This is a genomic window from Koromonas humicola, from assembly GCF_059726255.1.
In genome coordinates, this window is the sequence record NZ_AP040873.1 from 3,738,150 (window position 1) to 3,756,461 (window position 18,312).

12 protein-coding genes are annotated in these 18,312 nt (G+C 56.0%); 1 reads left to right on the forward strand and 11 read right to left on the reverse strand.

Annotated features, from left to right (window positions below):
- Positions 1-15: 15 nt before the first annotated feature.
- Together AC6IZD_RS16355 and AC6IZD_RS16360 are read right to left on the reverse strand one after the other, a co-directional pair.
- Entirely contained in the window at positions 16-1,446 is a 1,431-nt protein-coding gene (locus AC6IZD_RS16355) for a glycoside hydrolase family 30 protein (protein ID WP_497784524.1), read from the reverse strand.
- A gap of 117 nt (positions 1,447-1,563) precedes the next feature.
- Complete coding sequence (locus tag AC6IZD_RS16360; protein WP_497784526.1) at positions 1,564-5,319, reverse strand: carboxypeptidase-like regulatory domain-containing protein; 3,756 nt, start codon at positions 5,317-5,319, stop codon at positions 1,564-1,566.
- Positions 5,320-5,739: 420 nt separating this feature from the next.
- Here AC6IZD_RS16360 and AC6IZD_RS16365 point away from each other — a divergent pair, with 420 nt between their 5' ends.
- Positions 5,740-7,926: a winged helix-turn-helix domain-containing protein gene (locus AC6IZD_RS16365; RefSeq protein ID WP_497784527.1), complete on the forward strand. Its 2,187-nt coding sequence runs from the start codon at positions 5,740-5,742 to the stop codon at positions 7,924-7,926.
- Positions 7,927-7,975: 49 nt separating this feature from the next.
- Here AC6IZD_RS16365 and AC6IZD_RS16370 read toward each other — a convergent pair whose 3' ends face one another.
- The 9 genes from AC6IZD_RS16370 to AC6IZD_RS16410 form a co-directional block, all read right to left on the reverse strand.
- Entirely contained in the window at positions 7,976-9,610 is a 1,635-nt protein-coding gene (locus AC6IZD_RS16370) for a carboxylesterase/lipase family protein (protein WP_497784529.1), read from the reverse strand.
- A gap of 42 nt (positions 9,611-9,652) precedes the next feature.
- Positions 9,653-10,660, reverse strand: a complete 1,008-nt coding sequence (locus tag AC6IZD_RS16375; RefSeq protein WP_497784530.1) for a DUF362 domain-containing protein — start codon at positions 10,658-10,660, stop codon at positions 9,653-9,655.
- 5 nt (positions 10,661-10,665) lie between these two features.
- Entirely contained in the window at positions 10,666-11,673 is a 1,008-nt protein-coding gene (locus tag AC6IZD_RS16380; protein WP_497784532.1) for a DUF362 domain-containing protein, read from the reverse strand.
- A gap of 31 nt (positions 11,674-11,704) precedes the next feature.
- Positions 11,705-12,205 (reverse strand): DUF6599 family protein, encoded by a 501-nt coding sequence (locus AC6IZD_RS16385; protein ID WP_497784533.1) that lies wholly within the window; start codon positions 12,203-12,205, stop codon positions 11,705-11,707.
- Entirely contained in the window at positions 12,202-13,872 is a 1,671-nt protein-coding gene (locus tag AC6IZD_RS16390; RefSeq protein ID WP_497784534.1) for a 4Fe-4S binding protein, read from the reverse strand. Before AC6IZD_RS16390 ends, AC6IZD_RS16385 begins: the two co-directional genes overlap by 4 nt.
- Before the next feature lie 162 nt (positions 13,873-14,034).
- Positions 14,035-14,772 (reverse strand): PEGA domain-containing protein, encoded by a 738-nt coding sequence (locus AC6IZD_RS16395; protein WP_497784536.1) that lies wholly within the window; start codon positions 14,770-14,772, stop codon positions 14,035-14,037.
- A gap of 119 nt (positions 14,773-14,891) precedes the next feature.
- Complete coding sequence (locus AC6IZD_RS16400; RefSeq protein ID WP_497784538.1) at positions 14,892-15,713, reverse strand: SDR family NAD(P)-dependent oxidoreductase; 822 nt, start codon at positions 15,711-15,713, stop codon at positions 14,892-14,894.
- On the reverse strand, positions 15,697-16,854 hold the full coding sequence (metX, locus tag AC6IZD_RS16405; RefSeq protein ID WP_497784540.1) for a homoserine O-acetyltransferase MetX: 1,158 nt from the start codon (positions 16,852-16,854) through the stop codon (positions 15,697-15,699). The genes AC6IZD_RS16400 and metX overlap by 17 nt, the downstream gene beginning before the upstream one ends.
- A gap of 2 nt (positions 16,855-16,856) precedes the next feature.
- Positions 16,857-18,200, reverse strand: coding sequence for a homocysteine synthase (locus AC6IZD_RS16410; protein WP_497784541.1), 1,344 nt, complete (start codon positions 18,198-18,200; stop codon positions 16,857-16,859).
- Positions 18,201-18,312: the final 112 nt, after the last annotated feature.

An 18,312-nucleotide genomic window follows, 5' to 3' on the forward strand; every position in this document is an offset into this window, starting at 1 on the left:
TCCGGGTACAGTAGTTCAGGCACCCCACGTTAGGGTGGTGACGGAATCCGCATCCAAATTGACTTCGGCTGAACCAGTGCCGAGTTGCACCGCTATGGAGCGAGCCGGACCTGTGTTGGTAAGCACGAGCGACCGCTTTCCATCAGGATTCACAAAGGCGACATGTGCCAGGCCCGCGATCTCTCCATCGGATCCGACGCGACGAGCGCCTCGGCGCACTGCACGTGAATAGTGAGCCATTGCCCAGTAGATACCGTTGCGCGTCAGCTCTCCTGTCTTCGAGTTGCGAGTGATCATGCCTGCACATTGGAAGGGTCCGATGTTGGGACCACCGTTCTCATCCAACATGTAGTTCCACACAATGACGCAGCGAGCCCAGTTGCGCATGATGCCGGCAAACGTGGTTCCCCACTTGCACCAGTTCGTCACGTAATCTTTCTCCGCAACGTCACTGCCGCCCTCGGTAAAGTACATGTGCTTGTCAGGGTGGAAGTCATGCACTCGTGTCATGAACTCGGGCTTGCCGACATATCCGTGCCATGCAACACCATCGACGTACTTGTTCAGTTCGGGCTTATCGAGTTGGCACGTCACACGTCCCCAGAGGTCATAGTTGTGGTCAAGAAGCCAAATCTTTGTGTCGAGATTGTTCCGCAGCAATTGCGGACCAAGCTGGCGAACGATGAATTCGGCTTCGTACTCCTGCCCCCAGAGGCAGGCTGGCATTCTTCCGTCCTGGTCGGTATCGACCTCGTTCTGCGTGGTCAACGCATTCACGCGCACACCTTCGTTTTGGTACTCCTGCAGGAAGCGAACGAGATAACGCGCGTAAGTCTCATAATTCCGCTTGGTCATTGCGCCACCAAGCATGGTGCCGCTGGACTTCATCCAACCCGGCGGGCTCCAGGGAGAGGCGAGCAAGAACAGATCAGGATTGATGGAGCGCGCGGCTCTGATGGCCGGAAGGATCATTTCCTTGTCGTGTTCCATCGAGAATCGCTTTAGTTCAGGGTCAGGATCGCCATCGCAATAGGAGTACGGTTTGCATGAATAATCGCTTGCGCCAATGCAGATTCGGCTGACGCTGCAACCCATTTGCGACGGATCAAAGATTTCGTGTAATAGCTCATCCCGCTTTTCAGGCGTGAGCGCATTGAAGTTGTGACACGCGGCATCTGTCAGCGCGGCTCCGAAGCCAAGCACTTCCTGAAACTTCTTGCCTTCATCAAGCACAACAACATCGCGAGAACGCGGTTTTGCGGCCTTCCATTGAACTGGATTTTGAGCTTGGAATCGTTTTTCACCGGATGTGACATGAATGCTGATGGATCCGGTTGGAGAGGGGGCAACCCGAGACGGGTCAGAGTGCGGGAGTACAGATTCGGCCATCGCCGAGGTCGCCACTCCAGCCACTGCGAGTTTCATGAAATCGCGACGAGTTTTCACGCTGGTATCCCATTTGCAACCGCGCCGTAACGGCGTGGAACATCCTCTGCGAGCTTGTAAAAGTTCGTAAAAAGATGAAAAAAGGCCCGCAACTTACGCTGCGGGCCTCGCTTGTGGTTAGAAGTACAACTTTACAGCCAGTTGCAACACGCGGGCGTTGCCGCCATTGTTGTACTCGCCAAAGTAGTTGCCGATGTTACCCTTCTGGCCAGCAGGACGGAGCTTGCTGGGCTGAACCGGGCTTGCCTTCGACCAATTGCTCCAGTTTCCGAACAGGTTGCCCCACGGATTGAGTTGGTCGTTAACGTTCGGGCTGCCCATGTCGGTGTTGATCCCCCAGAATTGCGGGTGATTGAACACGTTGAACGCCTCGGCACGGAGCTGGAGGTAGCGCGATTCATTGCCACCGAGCGGGATGTTCTTATACGCCGACATATCGAAGTTATTCGTTCCGCCGTTGCGCAGATAGCCGCGACGCTGCGGGGTAGAGGTGCCGATTTCAGGTAGAGCATAAGCACTCGGGTTCAGGTGAGAATACGGATTTCCACCATTGCCCTTGGTCGGGTTGAACAGAGTGACGGTGTTCGGACCTTCCGTGTAGGAACCAGTGATTTCAGGCGCGATGTACCAGCCATTGATCGTGTAGTTGGTTCCTGCGCTTCCAGCCGTGCCCTTGATGAACTGAGCCAAACCTTCCAACTGATAACCATCGGTGATGTAGGAGAGAAGCTTCGAACCACCGAGGTGCTTGCTGAACTTAGGCAGCGAATAAACGTAGTTGATGACCAGGTTGTGCGGGCGATCGAACGATGCATACCCGTAGTTGAACTTCCGCACGCCGCCGGGAAGGATGTTGGTCCAATCACCGTCTGCGCTGGAGGTTACCAAGGTCTTCGAGAACGTGTAAGCCACGCCGAAAGTCAGGTTGTTGCCGAAACGACGATTCAAAGCGACCTGCAGCGAGTTGTAGTTGCCGACGCCGTCCCAGGTCCAGTACTCGATATCCCCATAGCCCTGATAAGGAGCCAGGAAGACCTGATTGAAGGCGTTGTCGCCCATATAGTGGAATCCCTTCGAGGTCCAAGCCGAACCGATCCAGGAGGATTCATCGGTAACAACGTGGTTGTTGTTGCCGTACTTCGAAGGATCCTGAGCGGCGAGCGTGAACGTGGTCTCGTAAGGAACGGCGTTCAGGTTGTGCTTCTGCGAGAGATGACGCTGAACATTGCCAACATAAGACACATCCAGGATGGTGTTCCAGCCTATGTCATTCTGAATGCCGAAGCTGTAGCTGTAGATGGTAGGAACCTTGCCAGTCTTGTCGAAGCCATAGACCTTGAAAGGTGCCATCGGCGCCGTCGCAGCAAGAGAGGGAAGCGCATCGACCGTGCCGCCCTTGAACGTCGGGTCAGCACCGTTCATGTTGCCAACTGCCAGGTTGTAGATCGGGTTGCCTTGGAAGCGGTCGTGCGCGATACGGAAGCCGGTGCGAACAACGTGCTTCGAGTTCCCGGTCAAATCGTAAGCGAGACCGATGCTCGGCTCAGGCATGAACCAACGGTTCTGGAAGCCACCGGCATATCCGCCGTTTGCAGCCGAAACCATACCATTGAACTGGTTACCGGATCCGGGAACGATGGAGCCGATCATGTTCTGAGCGACTTTCGCGCCGGAAACAGGATCGTAACCGGTGTTTCCGCCATCAGCCGGCGTCGGCTTGTAGAGGCGAACAGTCTGTCTGGGATCCCAGGCAGAAGGATCGAAGTAGCTGACTTGATTGCGAGCATCGTACTGCGGCTGGACCCAGGCGTAACGCATGCCGTAATCCAAGGTCAATCGGCTGGTCACCTTAAAGGTGTCCTGCACGAAGAACTCAACGTTCCAGTAGCGATAGAAGCCGCGCGGACGGCCATTCTGCTGCTGGAAGCTGGTGTAGTTTCCGAGCAGAGCGTTCGCGTAGCTGTCGCCCGTGTCAAGAGAAGCCGGAAGATCCTTGTTGTTGGTGGAGAAGTTGAACGAACCGTTCGCGTTGCCCCAAGAGCCCTGGTCCTTGCGGCTGCGTTCAACTAGGATGCCGGCCTTCAACATGTGCTTGCCGACCATCTTGGAAAGATTGTCGTTGAAGTCAATGACAGTCGCGCCATTGCGCCAAGGAATTGAACCCAAATAGCTCCAGGTGCCGGTCTGGTTATTACGGGCGCCGAAGCTGAAGTCAGGGATTGGCGAATCCGCGCCAACCGGGTAAACCAGCGGAATATTCAGGTTGTACTTGCTGGCAAGAACTGCATCATTAACAGAGTTGATCCACTGTCTGTTGACGGACCAGCCAAACGACACGTCATTGACCATCGTCGGCGAGAGGGTGCTAGTAAGGTGCAGAACCGTGTTGTAGCCCGGTTCATTCAGCTTCATACCGCCAGGGAACATGAAGTTAGAAATACCCTGGGGGCTCATGCCTTCAGGCAGGCCTTGGGAGCCGTCATTGTTGGCATAGCTGTAGTATGCGCGGTTGGCAGAGTTGATCTGGTAATCAAGACGGCCAATATCTTCGCGACGGGGGTGAGTCGTGGTCTTGTTGGTGATGTAGTTGTACTGATAGCACTGTGACTTCCCATCACTGCCGCAAGTCATTCGCGGATCCCAATCAGAAGCGCGCGGGCGTGGATATACGGCCTTGAGAGCCGCCTGCATGTTCTTGTTGATGTTGGGAAGCTGCTTGCCAGGATAAGGATTGCCGTTAGGATCCTTGATCGTGACCAGGTTGCCATAGCCGTCTCGGCTCTGGGAGAAGTCGCCGTTCAGTTCAGCCTCGGTAGGGACATACACCTTATCGAAGCCATCCGGCAGAAGCTGGCGATACCACTCCTGATTGAAGAAGAAGAACACCTTGTCACGGTTCTTGTTGAAGTCGGTTCCCGGAATGAGCACCGGTCCGCCGATCTGTCCGCCGAAGTAGTTGTAGCGATACTTCTGCTTCGGGTTGGGTTCGCTAGATTTCGCGGCATCTGGATGAGCTTGGAAATAGACAGCATTCGCCTGCTTGTCGTACCACTGCTCAGCGTTGAAACCCTCATGACGATGGAACCAACGAAGATTGCCGTGGAACTGATTGTCGCCACCCTTCGTGGTGACCGAGACCTGGCCGGCGGCGGACTTGCCGTATTCCGCCTGATAGTTCGAGGTCAGCACCTTGACTTCAGCAATGGCGTCAGGGTTGATGGTGATCTGTGTGGCGCAGTTGCAACCATTGTCGACGTTGTTGATGCCGTCAATGGTAAAGCCGGTCATACCGCCACGACCGCCGTTCACCTGGATGTTGCCGAGCCCGCCCTTGCTGGACTGTTGTCCATTGAACGTGCTGACAACGCCGGGGATGACCTTGAGGTAGTCAAGGATCATGCGGCCGTTCATGCCGAGGTCATTGAGCTGTTGACCAGTGATCGTTGCAGAACGTTCAGCGCTTTCGCTCTGAACCTGGATCTGGCCCGCATCGGCTTCGACCGTCACGGTCTCTTTGCTGCCACCAACCGCGAGCTTGAACTCGCCGGTATTCAAGTGGTCGCCGTTGGAGAGCGGGATTCCGATCTTATCCAACTGCTTGAAGCCTGCTGCAGAAACTGTGACCGAATAGGTGCCCTTGGGCAGAGAGGGGAAATAGAAGACACCCCGAGCATCCGTGGTTGTGACCTGGTGTACGCCGATGGACTTGTCTTCGACGGTAACGGTCGCTTTCGGAACGATAGCTCCCGAAGCATCCTTTACCTCGCCGGTGATCGTGCCATTGATAACTTGGGCGATCGCGGCGGAACAAATCATCAGCAGGAGAACAAGTACCAGCACCGGCACATGCCAGCGCTTCGCTACTTGGGACATAGATGTTCCTTCCTCCATGAATATGTAAAACAAGACAACTCGTGCAAGGCGTCCACCTTTACTGGTCCCTGTAGGCCTGAACTCAGTTGGCGAATCTGCCACTTTACTTCTTGAGGGCTCATCTCTCCGGGAGGGGTCTCAAACGCACTCCCCACCCGTGGACTTGCTCCGGTTTATCTTCTGCTAAGCTCTGAACCGCAGCGAGAGTACTAAGGACACGGAACCCAAGCAAGAATGGGCCGTGGATGCTTTCCTAATGAATCTCCACGAAGAACTTCAGCGATTCATCAGCGGTGATTTCCCCTTTAGAATCAGCTACACTGAGCTGCACAGGAATGAAATATGTCATTTTGGAGTTTCTCGCCCGGGGACGCCGAGGTTTGTGCCTGAGGCATGAAATATCTAGAGAGATCGGTCACGATGCCGTTTCAAGGTGACTTCCGTATTGGCGACTGGAAGATCGAGCCTGCTCGGAACCGGATGCAGGACGGTAATTCAGTTGTGCGTCTCGAGCCGAAGGTGATGCTCGTACTCGTCGAGCTAGCTACCCACTCCGGCCAAGTGCTCTCAAAGGAAGAACTCATCCAGGCGGTCTGGCCCAACGTTTATGTCAGCGAAGCGTCGTTAACCCGATGCATCTCTGAGCTTCGCCACGCGCTGAACGACGATCCGCATGCGCCACGTGTAATCGAGACGATTAACAAGCAAGGGTATCGGCTCATGGTGCCCGTCACCTTTGAGGCGCCTCCGGAAGAAGAAGCGCTACCTGAACCCGAACCGATCGCAGAAACTGCAACAGCTTCGCTGGAGCCAGCAGACGCCCTAGCGGTGGCCGAGCTTTCCCCGAAGCGGTCATCGATGTTCAGAGCGAGAATCGCGGCGGCGTGGCCGTCCCTGGTGGCTGGGTTCCTGCTCGCAGCTATCCCGGCACTCATTTGGGCGATGCATTCGAGGCAGTCCTCAGAATATGGAGATGTCCGCATTGTTCCATTTACGTCCTATCCGGGCCGCGCTACCTCTCCAACCTTCTCGCCCGATGGCAACCAGATAGCATTTATCTGGAACGGCGGGGTGAAGGACGAGAATCCTAACCTTTATATAAAGCTCATCGGGAGCGAACCTCCGCTGCGGGTCACGTCAACGCCCGACGCGAAATACAGTCCGGCATGGTCCCCTGACGGCAAGTGGATCGCATTCTTATCTCAGTCTTCAAAAGGCAACGGAATCTTCCTCGTACCAGTCACTGGAGGCGAGGAGCGGCAGGTGTATCGACTCCATGGCGCAGTGGACAGTGACAGCCCCGGGCTTTCCTGGTCGCCTACTGGCGATAAGCTGCTATTCTCGGACGACAAGACGCAGGACAGTTCGTCTTCTATCTATTCCCTGTCACTGAAAACCTTTGAAGCAAAACAACTTACACGCCCCGACCCGAGTTGGGACGGCGACACCTCTCCGGCGTACTCCCCTGACGGACGAAAGATCGCATTCGTGCGCGGCGCGGATGCGGCTACGCGCAACGTGTACATCATGGACGCGGACGGCAGCAATATCCGCCAAGTCACGTTCCGTCAGAGGCAGAAGTATGGGCTTGCGTGGACAACTGACGGCAGGAAAATTGTATTCTCCAGCGATGAGGGAGGAAGTCCGGGCTTGTGGCAGGTATCGATACAAGGGGGCGCACCTGAGCGCCTTCCGTTTGGCACGGACAACGCTCGGGATCCAGCAATGTCTGCCGATGGCGACCGCGCCGCTTACTCCCAGGGCGTCAACATCTGGAGCATTCTGAAGCTCGATCTCAAGAACCCTGGGGCTGCGCCAATCATACTGTCATCATCGATGACACAAGACTCCGCTCCGAAATGGTCTCCGGATGACAGGCTGATTGCGTATCAGTCGATACGTTCTGGTGCGCAGGAGATCTGGCTCTCAGACAGAGACGGCTCCCGGCCGATGAAACTGACGTCGTTCGACGGCCCGCTCACAGGAAGTCCCAGTTGGTCTCCTGACGGAAGGCAGATTGCATTCGACAGCCGCGTTGGCGACCGTTCGCATATCTATATTATGGAGGCCGATGGCCGGAATCGAAGAGCGCTCACTTCAGGCGCTGCGAACGACATCATTCCGAACTGGTCTCATGACTCGAAGTGGGTTTACTTTGGCGCGAAGCGCAGTGATCGCTGGCAAATCTGGAAGGTTTCCCCTACCACTGGCGAGGCGCGGCAAGTAACTCATGACGGCGGATTTGTAGCGGCTGAGTCTGCGGATGGTCAGTGGGTTTACTACACCAAGTACGCTTTGCCTGGCCTTTGGCGACAGCCTGTGGCGGGAGGAAAAGAAGAGCTTGCCGCGCCCGGACCACCAGTGAACTATTGGGGAAGCTGGTGCATTACATCTGATGGCGTCTATTACGTCGATAAGGACGAGTCGGGATGGTCGATCCGCTTTCTTGCGAAGAACGCGAACATGCCGATTCTGGTTCTGCGATTGGCAAAGCAGCCTCCGGCGTTCTCGTGTATCAGCGTATCTCACGACGGACACTGGATGCTCATGTCAGACGAGACATCATCGGCAATCAACATTCAGATTGCTACTGGATTGAAGAGATAAGCGAGTTTAGGAAAAGCTGAGGCCCGCCGCTAAAGGCGGGCCTTCTCGTTTACCTGCCCTGTATTGGTTCCGATGCTTGTCCTGGTTCGTTGCGTTTCGGTGTAGCCAACGCCTCTACCAGATCAAGTCGCTTCTTCCACGGATCGGAAGACGCCACCGGCCCTTGCAAGGTGAAATCCATAATGATGTCGGAATCCGGTTTGTATGCCGGCCACTCCGGCAGACCAGCGCCACTTGGCTTTCCGGTTTTCGCGAAATTCACCCAATATGCGTGGCACTTTCGAGCGATTGCTTCGTCCTGATCAGTGGTCTTCACATTGTGTACGGCCTTGATCGTGTCAAATAAAAACGGAATCTCCGTCGCATGCGGAGCGCCCTTCAGGAACGAGCGCATGGATTCCGCCACGTACGAGAAGCGGTATTCGTATGCTGGAGAGCCAGATGCGGCAACCGCGCGAGCCACGAAGCGCGCAGGTTCCACCATCATCTGGTCGGAAGCTATGCGAACACCAACCATCATGACGTTGTCTGATTTTTCGGGATTGAATGCGGCCTTTGCCTTCTCAACTTCAGGACCAAACGGAGCGAAGATATCGTCCATCGTACGGCCGCGAGGGAAGCCGATATCCGAGCTATTTGCGCCGATCATGACAGGGATCTTCGGCCAATGTCCCGACAGCAGACCCGACTGTGGGCTTTCACGAACGATGTAGCCATCGAGCATGGGGCCGGAATATGTGTTTGCAGCCTGCCACATGGTCGCCATATTCAGCCCCGCGACGACCTTGTCGGCTGGGAGCTTACGAAGCGCAGCGAGGGCGCTGGCGTCCGTTCCTTCGATTCCAACACTCTTGGCAAAATTCACGCCGAGTTCTTCGGCTGAGGGATTCCCTTGCGGCGATCTCTTGTCGAGATAACGCAATCCCATCAGGTGATCGCGACCGCCTCCAGATTCAACGATTGCCTTTTGGAATAACCCTTGAGCAACGGGCGATGTAAGAAGAGTTAATACCGAGCCGCCACCTGCCGACTCTCCAAAGATGGTTACGTTCTTAGGATCGCCTCCGAATGAAGCGATGTTGCGCTGCACCCATTTCAGCGCGGCGATCTGATCCATGTAGCCGTAATTTCCGAGCGGTCCGTTCGGAGTTTCCTTGGTCAGCGCCGGATGTGCGAAGAATCCGAAACGCCCGACGCGATAGTTGAAGCTGACGAACACTACGCCGTCTTCCGCGAAGTGCGTGCCGTCATAAACACTCGGCGACGTGCCGCCATTTACGAAGCCTCCACCGTAAATCCAAACCATGACTGGCAGCTTCTTAGCCGTGGGTTGCGAGGGCTTCCAGACGTTAACGTACAGGCAGTCCTCGCTTAGTGGCCCGCCGAGCGGTGCGGCGTCGGATGGGAATGGCACCTGCAAGCAATCGGCGCCGAAACTGGTTGCGGTTCGGACACCCTTCCACGGGCTGACGGGCTGTGGAGCTTTCCATCGCAGATCGCCGACCGGAGGGGCGGCGAAAGGCACACCGAGGAATGACACTACGCTGCCATTGACGGCACCCTTGATCTCACCACTGTCGATTTTTGCCTGATCTGGAGCCGAGGCCGTTGCGGCCAAGGCACTGGAGGCAACAAAGAGAACTCCAAGAGCGAGTAGCTTTGTGAATGAATTAGTTCGTTCCATGACACCCGTTTCTGCGGTATGTGCGCTTATGAAATGCGGTACTTATCCCAACGTTACCAGTCGCGAGTTGACCTTCTCAAAATCGAATTTACCTAAGCCGCGCTCGCTGGCTAATTTCAAATATGGCATGGCATCCACGCCAAGGTTCCAATACGTCTTGGCGACGTAGGCATCGATTGCCACCGGATCGGTTCCGGCCACCATGGTCTTCTTTAGAGCGACGTCGGCCAAGCTTCCGCCGGTTGGGCCGTTGCGCACGAGAATGCGATAGCAGTCCACCATCGTTAGTGTAGGCCGAACGAAATCGGCCAGGTCAACGAGGCTCTCGTGGATGTGCTGGTGCAATTGGCTTCGCGAACCACCTAGCATTCCAAACCAATTCTTCATGCCGAGAGTCGCGCCGCTGAGACTGTGGTGCTTAGCGATTGGGAGATTGATGATCTTGTCGGACGTAAGGAATGGCTCGAAGATTTGCCAATTGCGCAGACCTTGCCCCTCGAGATCGACTTCGCGGAATCGACTCGGATCAGGCAGAACCACCTCGGCGCCGGCAGAGCGAGCGGCTTCAGCTATTCCTGAGCGTTGAAAGCAGCGGCGTGGATCGTTACAACTGACGTCGGTGACGATAACCTTCTTCGCGCCAGATTTCACGCACTGCCGAACGACTTCGGCGACAACATCGGGGTTGGTGTTGGCCGCCTGTTCGGGAGTGCGATCCCATCCAATGTTTGGCTTTACGAGAACGACATCGGAACGGGAAATGAATCGCTCAATCCCGCCGAGTTCGCGAAGCGCAGCCTGCACCAACTGCACGGGTTCGCCGCCCTGAGCGATGACCACATCGGGGAATCTCGTATCGGGTGCGACGAGGTGGCTACGCTTAACGTTGGTTAGAACGGTTTCAACCGGCTTGCGGCTACGCCCGCTCAGCCATGTGCCAAGCGCAGCAGTACACGCTCCAATTGCACCGAGCTTCGATAACGTAAAGAGCGCTTCGCGGCGACTGACGCCGCCGCTGTTTTCCGATTGCATCTCGTTACCGCTCTTCATGACCTTTACACCTCTACGAGCGTGATTCGTCCGGGATCATTGGTGCCGAGCCGATGCATGTGATCGGCAGCGGTGCTGATATAACGCGGTGCACGACCCTCGGCTTCGAGCGTTTTCAAACCTTTTTCTGCGCGCTTGTGCTCGATCATCTGCCACGCGGTGTGGTCCAATGCAACCGGGTCGCTGCCGACAATGAGACTGTCGGCTCGCCATACATACTCGGGCTTGTAGCCGGGACCGCCGTGGTAACAGGCACTGGTCGCATCGCAGATGGTAAAGCGAACCTTCTTGCGGATAGACGGAAGCATGTTCACGTCGGCAACAGCGGGATTGCAGCCATTATCGTGGCAGCTCTGCGGGTTGTTGATGACGCCATACATGTTCTTCATGCTGGCCGTGACGCCCGCGCCGCCGTGATCCTTCAGCAAAGGAACATTGATCGTAACGTTGCACATGCGCGTAAGAATCTTGGACAGGCAACAACTGGCTACCCCGAACTTCTCAGGAACATCCTCATAGCCGACGGCGTCCGTACCGATGCAACGAACTTTGCAGGGAGCGGAGGAAAGCTTGAATCCCGCCCGCTCCAGTTCGTGATTCGTTCGATCCCAAATCACGATGTCATCGGGTTTGATTCCGGCCTGCTGCAGTCGCTCGGCAATGGCTTCGACCAGCGTGACGTTGGTCGAGAGCCCGTGCCCAGCAATGGTGTTGACCTTGAGTCCGACTACTTCGCCGGGTTTCACAAGTCGCTTCCATGGATCGATGGGATTCTTGATGCCGAAGTAAGATTCCATCGCACGATCAAGTAGCGCGCGAACTCGCGCTGGATCGGGTGTTGAACCATTGCCACGCAGAGCGCCGTCCTTTGCGATCACGATCTTCGATTTGCCAGACGCGACCGTATGAACGCTATTCGCCAGAGCCAATGCGTCTCCAGCTCCCAGGGCTACAGTCCCGGCAACACAGGTCTTCAAAAAGTCGCGACGGTTGGTGTCCTGCTTTGAGCTCATGAATGCCTCCTATCGGCGGTTGCGCACGGCCTTACTTCGAGATTCGCTTTTCGATTCCCTGCCCCAAACTGATCAGAGCCTGCTGTGTGTCCGGTGAATCCTGGTATGCAACGATGCGAACGAGATACGGTCCTTTGCGGAACACAACGCTTTGACTAAACGCACGAGCTGCATCTCCGAGCGGAACCGACTTAGCATCGCCAGCGGGATCGGCATCGAAAATCGTCTTCGCGGCGTTGGCGTCGCTCATGTGATACACATCGGCGACGGCTTCGAGCTTGTTCTGGAACTTGTAATCAGAGGTGGCTGCGTTCTTGAATCCTGCCTTTATATATTGCTCAGCCCCACCGTCGATGTAGTCAGAAAGATTGGCTGACGTAAATGTTCGCGTATCGCCGGTCTTTTCCCAGCCTGCAATTTCGTTGGACGCGGGCAACGGCGCAGCGCCTCCCTGTTTCTTGCATCCTGCAGCAATCAGCAATGCCAGCATCAATAGCACGCTGGCAGCGCGCAGAGTATTGCGCATCGTCATTTCTTACCTCTTTCCTTGATTCTGTTAAGAAGAATCTGATTATCACGCGACCGGCTTTCGCCGACGCTGGTGACCGCGATGGCGGGACGGTCTTGCAGCACGCACGCATGCTCGCATGAGCCACAGCCTACGCATCGCTCGGGATTGACGCGCGGCTGCTTGATCGTTTTCGGCTTGCCGCTCGCATCGATAACTTCAGCTTCCTGCACGTAAATGGCTTTTGGCGAGGTCGGGCACCACTCCTCGCACACGATGCAGTCGGTAGCCATTGCCCAAGGCAAACAGCGCCCGCGATCATAGAACGCGGTCCCGATGCGGATGGGTTTTGTATCGCTGCTACCGCCTACTCCGACAACCCAGCCTTTTTCTTTCGCTGTGATTTCCCAAATAGCACCCGTTGGACACACTTGCGAACAGAGGACGCAGCTTGGCTCGCAGTATCCAATGTGCGGCACGACAACGGGCGTCCACAGCCCTTCGAGTCCGGCTTGGGTGAATGCGGGATGCAACGCGTTGTTGGGACAAACCTTCATGCACTCGCCACAGCGGATGCAACGCTGCAGAAAGTCGCTCTCTTTCAGCGACCCTGGCGGACGAAGTAGATGCTCGTCGCGTCCGGCGGCAAATCCAGCGGTGCTACGAAGTAGCGGAACAGCAGCCGCACCTGCGGCCAGTCCGGTGATGGCCTTGCGACGCCGCAGATTCGGAGTCTCTTGCGTTAGCGACGTTTCGGGGAAGAACTTAAACGAGACACTCTTCTCGGGACACGATTCGACGCAGTTCAGGCAAAGTACGCACTCGGACTTGTGCCACTTCGCGGTCGCAATGGGATCGTCGCCGCCCTGGCAATGCATGAGACAACGATTGCAGTTGTTGCAGCTTTTCGGGTCCTTCTGCAGACCCAGAATCGACCAGCGCGAAACGATACCGAGCAAGGCTCCAAGAGGGCAGATTGCACGGCACCAGAATCTCGTGACTCGCAGATTGAGCGCGAGGATGAATATAAAAATGATGCCGAGAAAAACTCCGGTCCGAAAGTATGGCTGCTTGAAGGACAGCAGCGCTGTCGCGCCCAGAATAGTGTGCAACCCTGCGCCGACAAACTGGAACGGGACGAACTTGCTGTGCTCAAGCCATCCCAGTGAACCATTGAGCGCGTAGTTCAGACCAGGCAGCACGGAAAGGCCAAGCGAACGCACAAGGAAGGAGAACGGATCGACCCATCCCACCAACCCCGAACCAAACGCTGTCGCCACGAGCACGGCAAACAGAACGTAGTATTTTGTGTTCTGCCAGCGCTTGTAATGATTGGACTCAATCAGTTGTTTGCCGCGCTTGCTCTCCGATTTCCAGCTACCCAGGAAATGATGAATGGAGCCCATGGGACAGATCCATCCACAGAAGAAGCGACCGAAGAACAGCGTGCCAATGAGGATCAGCAGCGACCAGAGGAGTCCGCGATAAAGCGCGTGGCTGGCAAGCGCGTTTGAAATGCTGACCAAGGGGTCGAGTTCGAAGAAGAGTCGAACAGGATAACCGAGTCGGACGTCGCTACCGGCGTTGCGAACGGAGCCGCGAAATTCGGTGAACAGCAACAGCAGGAAAAACAGAACAAAGAAGCTGATCTGCGACAAACGACGAAGCTTCACTACATTGCCGCGGTCCACGGTACTCGCCCCCAAACACTAGTTCGAAACATCTTTCACAAGGAAATTAAATTAGAAGTCCTGGAACTACTTTCGTCAACGGCCAACACACGCCGTTAGCCCTGACCGTGCCATTGCTCACAGCGCTGTGTGGCAACGGTCACCAAGCCAGAATTGCAGAACCTACTTCACGACCGCAGGGGCCGATGGCTTGTCGGGAAGCTGTCGCTGTACGAAGATGATCCGCTTGATTCGGTTGCGAGGATAGTCCGTCTTCTTGTCGGCTGTAATTACGCGAACCGATTCCCAACTCACGCTTTCCACATCACCGCTGACAGTAGTACCGTCGCGCATTTCCAGGATATCGTTGGGTGCTGAGAGCTCGATTTCGATTGCTCCACCATTGGCGTCCTCGGCACGGACCTCAAATGGATATTCCGCGGTGGTGTACCCTGCTCTCGTCAGCACGAGCAAATGCGATCCTTCAGGAACACGTAAGACCTTCGGAGTGGTGCCAAGCCATTGATTGTCGATCTGGATATTTGCTCCCGAAGGTAGCGAACGAAAACTCATCGACACAGTGTGCGCCGCAAGCTTGTGATCTGGAGAAACCGCGATGTCCTTCACGCCAAACGCCACACGTGTTGGCTTTCCGGCGGCGACGAAGTTGATCTGCTGCTTCACCTTCTGGCTGGGTTCGAGCCTCTGAGCGATGTAAAGGGATCCGTTGCCTACGATCGCGTTTTCCTTGTCGTAAAAAACGAGCGTGAGGTCGGACGTTGGGAACACGGTGTCGCTGATGTTCTCGACTTCAAGATCCAAAGAGTAGTAGTTTGGTTTGCCGCCGGAGAATCCTACCTGCACAAAATCGCCAAACGTAACCTGAATTAGTGGCTTCTCCGATGGCCAGGTAAGAACCAACCTCTTATCTTTTCCCTGCATGCTGCAACATAGTAAGAAGAAAAGCACGAGAACTGATGCGGCTCTGGTTCGCATGCTCTTCTTCTTACCACAGCTTCCCCGTTGTCAGAAAGCAATTCTTACCCGCAGAGCACCGATCCGCCGTTCACGTTTAAAACTTCGCCGCTGATGTGGCGTGCCCAGTCGGAGGACAGGAAGACGACAGGGTTTGCGATGTCATCAGGAGTTGCGACGCGCTGCAGCGGGATGGAGCGTGCGATTTCGTCATAGCGTCCACTGCGCTCGAACTCGGATTTGTTCAACTCGGTATCAACCCAGCCGGGAGCGACGCAGTTCACGCGAATGTGCGGTGCTAGCTCGGTGGCGAGTGATTTGGCGAAACTGATCTGTCCGCCCTTGGACGCTGCGTAATTGCTATATCCAGCCTCGCCGCGTTGACCAGCGGTGGAACTGATGATGGTGATGGCTCCACGACTGCTGCGCTTTAGTTCCGGAACTGCGGCGTGACAGATTGCCCAGGTGCCTTTCAGATTGGAATCGATCACGCGATCCCAGAGCTTCTCATCGAGCTGCTCGATCGGCGCTCCTTCCCAGATGCCAGCGTTTGCAACAACGATATCCAGCTTGCCGTAGGTCTTTACCGCTTCCTGCACAAGATGCTGGGAGGTTTCCACGCTGGTGATGTCACCACGGACAGCGAGTGCCTGTCCGCCGGTAGCGTGCACAAAGTCTAAGACTTCTTCGGCGGCCTGATCGGCCTGCAGGTAGTTGAACACCACTTGCGCACCGGCTTCGGTGAAGCGTTCCACGATGGCGCGGCCAATGCCACGCGACCCGCCACTCACGATTGCAACGCGGTTCTGAAGAAGCTTTTCAGGGGACAAACGAACAGCAACAGCGTCAACTAGATTCTCTTGTACTGTCTCAGGCAAGGTCGCCATTGCGCACTCCTTCAGTTACTCCGAGTTCCAGGCCGCGAAATGAATCAAGTGCCGCGTCATGGTGATTCACGAATGCCCGCAGTGAATGGATAAGCTTGTCAGGCTCGGCGAGGAAAGAATCATGACCATGCGATGAAACGATCGCTTCATACAGGCAATCAACGCCTGCAGCGCGCAATTCCTCGGCGAACGCACGCACATCGCTCTCAGGAAACAGCACATCGCTCGAAATACCGAACAGCAACACCTTGGCACGAATTCTCTCCCATGCGTGGCCGTCCCAATCGCGCTGCGGATCGAAGAGATCCATGGCGCGGGTGATGGTGAGGTAAGCGTTGGCGTCGAAACGCTCCCAGAAGATTTTTCCCTGGTATTCCAGATAGCCCGCGATGTCGAAGCGTCCCTCTTCCGATTCCCAGGGAGCAGTTCCCTTGCGGTCAGCCTTGCGACCATGGCGCTCGTGGAAGAGTTCGGCAGACTTATATGTCGTCATGGCGATGCCACGCGCCTGAGCGAGACCTGTGCGCGGGCCGGGGCCGTCATAGTAGTCGCCGCCGCGCCACTCGGGATCGAGCTTAATCACCTCACGCTGCAGGTGATTAAGCGCCAGCCCAAGAGCGTTCAACTGCGTGGTGCCCATGGCGATTACGCGGTCCACCCATTCCGGAAACTCCACTGCCCACTGCAGCGCCTGCATGCCACCAATCGAAGGCCCGATGACGGTCTTCAGGTGATGAATGCCTAGTTCCTGCAGGCCGAGCTTTTCGGCGCGTACCCAATCGCGAACCGTGACCTGCGGGAAGCTGCTCCCGTAAGGACGGCCAGTTGCAGGATCGAGCGATGCCGCGCTGGTTGAACCGTAGCAGGATCCGATCACGTTGAAACACACCACGCATTCGCGGTCGAGGTCGAAAACACGGGTCAGCAGATCGGGCCACCACTGGTCCACCCGCGAGGATCCAGATAGCGCGTGGCAGACCAGCGTGACATTACTGCAATCCTCCTTGGGCTCGCCGTAAATCGCATAACGCAGATTCACGGTCGGCAAGGTCCGGCCACTCTCGAGCTCAAACGGACGGAGCTTTGTGATCGAGACCGTTCCTTGCGTCAGGTGCAGGTTTCGTAAATGGTTGGTAGCCATGGCTATTTTCCTGTTCCCCGGCCAGCCGGTTCGGGCTGCGTGTGCTTGGTACCGTTGGCCGCTTCAATGGCCTGCGCCAGATCGTGGATGATGTCGCGCACGTCTTCGATTCCGATAGACAAGCGAACCAGTTCTGGAGTGACGCCCGTGTCAGCCTGCTCCTCGGTGCTCAGTTGTTGGTGAGTGGTAGAGGCAGGATGAATGATGAGCGACTTGGAATCGCCAATATTCGCAACGTGACTGAAGAGCTTCACAGAATCGATCAGCTTGCGACCGGATTCGTATCCGCCTTTGATACCGAACGTCAGCAGCGCACCCTGTCCATTCGGCAGATACTTCTTCGCACGAGCGTAGTACTTGCTGGATTCGAGACCCGGGTAATTGACCCACTCGACGCCGGGATGCGTCTCGAGGTAGTTGGCCACCTTCAGCGCGTTTTCGGAGTGACGCTCCATTCTGAGGTGCAAGGTTTCGGCTCCCTGCAAAAGTAGGAACGAGCTGAAAGGTGACAACGCCGCGCCAGTGTCGCGCAAGCCCTGTACGCGAGCCTTCAGAATGAAAGCGAGGTTTCCAAATGCCGTGGTGTAGCTGATGCCGTGATAGCTCGGGTCAGGATCGACGAAATCCTTCTTGAATCGGGGCGAGGCTGCCCAATCGAACTTGCCACCATCAACAATGATTCCGCCAATCGTTGTGCCATGTCCGCCGATGAACTTAGTAGCCGAATTGAGAACGATGTCAGCGCCCCACTCGATCGGTCGCGTGAGCGCAGGCGATGCGGAAGTGTTATCGATGACGAGCGGAATGCCGTGTTCATGTGCGATCTTGGCCAGCGTTTCTATATCGGCAACATCGAGCTTGGGATTGCCGAGAGTCTCGGTGTAGAGGGCCTTGGTCTTGTCGGTGATCGCTGCGCGCAGCCCGTCAAAATCATCTGCATCCACGAACTTAACGGTGATTCCCAGGCGCGGCAGCGTGTAGTGGAACAGATTGTAGGTGCCACCGTAGAGCGAGGTAGTCGAAACGATCTCATCACCGGCTCCGGCCAGCGTGGTTGCTACCAACGTTTCAGCCGCCTGTCCCGAGGCGGTTGCCAAGCCCGCCAAGCCGCCTTCGAGGGCCGCAATGCGGTTCTCGAACACGTCGGTGGTGGGATTCATGATGCGGGTGTAGATGTTTCCGAACTCCTGCAAGCCGAAGAGTCGCGCAGCGTGATCGCTGTCGTCAAACACATAGCTCGTGGTCTGGTAGATGGGCACCGCGCGTGCCTTCGTGGTCTTATCCGCAGTCTGTCCACCGTGAACGGCGATTGTGGCTAGTTGATGTTTCTTCTCGTTCTCAGGCATCGCGTGAACTCCTATTTCGGAAATTTGTTCGTATAAACGAAAACGACCCAGGCTCTGGGCCGTGGGTCGTTTAGAAACTCTCTGATATCGCTTGGCTGTCTATCTAGGCTTT

Bases quoted from the DNA above. Each gene is read 5' to 3' on its own strand.
- AC6IZD_RS16360 (WP_497784526.1), bottom strand. From the start codon at position 5,319: ATGTCCCAAGTAGCGAAGCGCTGGCATGTGCCGGTGCTGGTACTTGTT.
- AC6IZD_RS16365 (WP_497784527.1), top strand. From the start codon at position 5,740: ATGCCGTTTCAAGGTGACTTCCGTATTGGCGACTGGAAGATCGAGCCT.
- AC6IZD_RS16370 (WP_497784529.1), bottom strand. From the start codon at position 9,610: ATGGAACGAACTAATTCATTCACAAAGCTACTCGCTCTTGGAGTTCTC.
- AC6IZD_RS16375 (WP_497784530.1), bottom strand. From the start codon at position 10,660: ATGAAGAGCGGTAACGAGATGCAATCGGAAAACAGCGGCGGCGTCAGT.
- AC6IZD_RS16380 (WP_497784532.1), bottom strand. From the start codon at position 11,673: ATGAGCTCAAAGCAGGACACCAACCGTCGCGACTTTTTGAAGACCTGT.
- AC6IZD_RS16385 (WP_497784533.1), bottom strand. From the start codon at position 12,205: ATGACGATGCGCAATACTCTGCGCGCTGCCAGCGTGCTATTGATGCTG.
- AC6IZD_RS16400 (WP_497784538.1), bottom strand. From the start codon at position 15,713: ATGGCGACCTTGCCTGAGACAGTACAAGAGAATCTAGTTGACGCTGTT.
- metX (WP_497784540.1), bottom strand. From the start codon at position 16,854: ATGGCTACCAACCATTTACGAAACCTGCACCTGACGCAAGGAACGGTC.
- AC6IZD_RS16410 (WP_497784541.1), bottom strand. From the start codon at position 18,200: ATGCCTGAGAACGAGAAGAAACATCAACTAGCCACAATCGCCGTTCAC.